Consider the following 2,960-nt stretch of genomic DNA (forward strand, 5'->3'; position numbering starts at 1 on the left):
AATATTCAAAGGGTAAAAGCTCGACGAAATATTAATTCCCAGGGCAATAATAGGGGAGAAATCTGGGAATTACTGATCAATAATTGACAAAAAATAAGCCTAACAGAAAAGAGGGGACAAAATGATACTAAATCCTGTTTAAAAGCTATAGCGGAGCAGTGAGAAATCATCAATAACTTGGGAGTTAATTGCGCGATGAAAAACGGATTTGGAATGATTATCTTAAAAGCTCGTTTAAAGGATGAGCTTAGAATTAATTTAGTCATTGTTTAATTCTGCGATAATATCATCAATGTTTCCCCGAAAGACTTTCCCTTGTTGGTATTCTTGATGCGCTTGATGGATATTCTTGGCGATTTCTTCTCGTCTTTTTTCAATTTGTCTATGTCGAATAATACTGATTAAATCATCTTGTTCATCACAGGAAAGATTGTCAATCATTTCTAAAATTTGATGAAATTGAAGGGTTGGTGACATTGTGGCTTTTCCTTTTTCAAATGAAAGCATAAATTTATTATAGCTGCCACTGCCCTCCCTAACTTTTTTCTAATTCTTTTCGTTTCGTGGCAGGGAAATTGTTTCCTCGATCGCCTCTTTTGTCAATCCCCGACGAAGATCAGCTAGAGGCTCTTCAAAAATTAGTGAATAGCACTTTTTAAGCTTTCCTTGGCTTCTTCATAGCACCCATGCAAAAGTGAAGTGCAACCCCCTGGATTGACAGAGGTAAGCCCCTAGAGATAGTCTGGAGTTTCTGATAAGAGAAAGACTATCCGATCGCCTATATCCATCTTAAGCTAAAAATTTGCTTTGACCATAGTATCCATCTCACCAATGGCACTTAATTTGGCACGACTACGTTTACCCTTCTGAGTATGAATTTTATCTGCAATCATCCCTCGCTCGAGCATTGCTTAAGACAACAATTAATTAATATTTTTCCAGAAAACAACCATAAATTAACTTTCTATCGTTGCTCAAAAACTGATAGTGTCCTCTATCGTTCACCTCTGTTTTATTATTTTACGTCCGCTCAATGTCAAACCATATTTAACCATTTAATCGTCCTTTTTCCGCAAATTCAGCTTAAAGAAGGATGGCTAGAATTATTATTAGATCAGCAATTTTTGTCCTTTTGGTTACTGAAACTAAACGATTTAATCGAGCAATTTTTCTCGGATGAGCCTCCTCTTCATCCCAGAGGAGAATTTTTCTTTTTATTTCAATACACTCACGCTCGCTATTCTAGTTTGTTACAACTGCTCAATCGGGAAAAAATTAGATTAATCGAGTCTGAACTATTATCCTGGCATCATCCCGCCGAAATAGCCTTAATCCTGCAAATTTTAACCGTTTGTGATTGTTGGGAAGGCCAGAAACTCTATCCCCTAACCGCGAATTTTTGCGAAGCGATGCTCAATTTTGAGCGTAACTGTCGCATTATCGGAGAATCCGCCCCAATTCAGCGATCGAGATTAATCCTGATTAGCGTCAGTCAAAAACTACTTAACCGTCTTCTCCGTCAAAAATGGCAACTGCTGCCGATGACGGAACTATAAAAATATTAACTTTTATGAATTTAGTGGACAAAACCATCAGCTTATGATAGATTTTAATTAGTGTGAGGAGCGAACCAGAATAGAGAGCCGAGACGAAACATGGACAGTCGCCGGCTCTCTTTCTGTTATTCAGGAATTATTTTCTTCTTGGCGATATTTAATAAAAGTGGGCAAATCAACCCGAAAAGAGGAATATTTCGGGGAAGGGGAGATGATAGGTGCGGGCCAATCCCTATCTTTCTTATTTAAGGATTCTACTGGCTCAATTGTCTCTAATTCCGCTAAAAACTCATCGATGGGAGCCACTTCATCCCTTTCTTGATTCTCTGTCTGAGACCAAGGCTCGATCGCGGCTGCCTTGGCGACAATGGCTAAATCCGGGGGAGAATTGCGATCGCTACCGCGCTGGAAATACTGGGCTAAGGCCGCTTTATACTGGAGGGTGTAGCGTTGCTGACGTTGGAGACGGGTGCGTAATTCCTGCAATTGCTGGTCATAGTTGCAGAGTTTTTGGCTTTTTTCCTGATAACTTTCCTGAATTAAGGCACATTCTCGCTCTAAACGGGCTAATTGTTGACGCGTGCGGGTCAATTCTGCGGTCAAATTGGCAATAATCATCGGTTGCCGTTGTTCTGCTTGACGATACTGTTCGATTTCCCCTAAAGCTCGCTGTAATTGTTGCTTTTCGTATTGCAGTTCCTCGTTTTGCTGCTGGATTAGGGTATCGCAACTTTGCCAGCGACGATGTTGCTCGGCTAACTGCGATCGCAGTTCCCCGAGAGCTTGCTCCCGTCGCCAGATCTCCGCTTGTAATTCTTGATTTTGTTGACGTAAATGAGAGGATAGAGCTGCCCAATCTGTCTCATCTGTTGATTGACTCTCATGCTCGACAATTTCAGCAGTAATGACAGTATCCGCATGGGTGAGATGATCGAGGTACAGGTCGGAATTATCGTTCATAAAAGCCAAAGGATGAGGAAACCTAGAAGTTTAGAGACGTTAAAAGCCTTCTATCGTTCCCCAAAAAAAATGGGAACCGCATTGTTAGAGACTGCCGCGCGGTTCCACTGCCGATCCTTAAGAGGAGAACACTATAAATAACTATAAGCTTATTAGGAATTTTTGTCAATACTTAATGAGAACTTTTTTCAATAAGTTGGAGGGTAGAGGGGAATCGACTAATTCGTAGATAGCTGTAGTGCGGGTGTCTGGCCCTAGGGCCAGGGAAGAATTAGCCACAGCAAAATTGATACAAGCATCGGTCGAGCGGGTTAGTGGCTCGATGTGCTTCAATAATTCTATAGTTTTTATTTTCCTTGTCGTATCATGCCACGTCCCCCGAAGAAAACCCCTAGCACCCCTGAACCCCCCGAAGAGCCAATTAAATCCACTCCTCCCCTACAA

At 41.3% G+C, this 2,960-nt stretch carries 3 protein-coding genes; 1 reads left to right on the forward strand and 2 read right to left on the reverse strand.

Annotated elements, in window-relative coordinates:
* Positions 1–258 precede the first annotated feature (258 nt).
* Positions 259–477 carry a hypothetical protein gene (locus PX636_RS20085; protein WP_061432908.1) on the reverse strand — a complete coding sequence of 73 codons (219 nt, stop codon included), beginning with the start codon at positions 475–477 and terminating at the stop codon, positions 259–261.
* Between the two features lie 395 nt (positions 478–872).
* Here PX636_RS20085 and PX636_RS20090 point away from each other — a divergent pair, with 395 nt between their 5' ends.
* Positions 873–1,556 (forward strand): DALR anticodon-binding domain-containing protein, encoded by a 684-nt coding sequence (locus tag PX636_RS20090; protein ID WP_288118499.1) that lies wholly within the window; start codon positions 873–875, stop codon positions 1,554–1,556.
* A gap of 129 nt (positions 1,557–1,685) precedes the next feature.
* Here PX636_RS20090 and PX636_RS20095 read toward each other — a convergent pair whose 3' ends face one another.
* Positions 1,686–2,516: a hypothetical protein gene (locus PX636_RS20095; RefSeq protein ID WP_002798321.1), complete on the reverse strand. Its 831-nt coding sequence runs from the start codon at positions 2,514–2,516 to the stop codon at positions 1,686–1,688.
* Positions 2,517–2,960 lie beyond the last annotated feature (444 nt).

Source organism: Microcystis sp. M53598_WE2, assembly GCF_030067735.1.
GTDB lineage: Bacteria > Cyanobacteriota > Cyanobacteriia > Cyanobacteriales > Microcystaceae > Microcystis > Microcystis aeruginosa.

What these genes read in the sequence shown, in the direction of transcription:
- PX636_RS20085 (WP_061432908.1), bottom strand. Translation starts at nt 477, where the DNA reads ATGTCACCAACCCTTCAATTTCATCAAATTTTAGAAATGATTGACAAT.
- PX636_RS20090 (WP_288118499.1), top strand. Translation starts at nt 873, where the DNA reads ATGAATTTTATCTGCAATCATCCCTCGCTCGAGCATTGCTTAAGACAA.
- PX636_RS20095 (WP_002798321.1), bottom strand. Translation starts at nt 2,516, where the DNA reads ATGAACGATAATTCCGACCTGTACCTCGATCATCTCACCCATGCGGAT.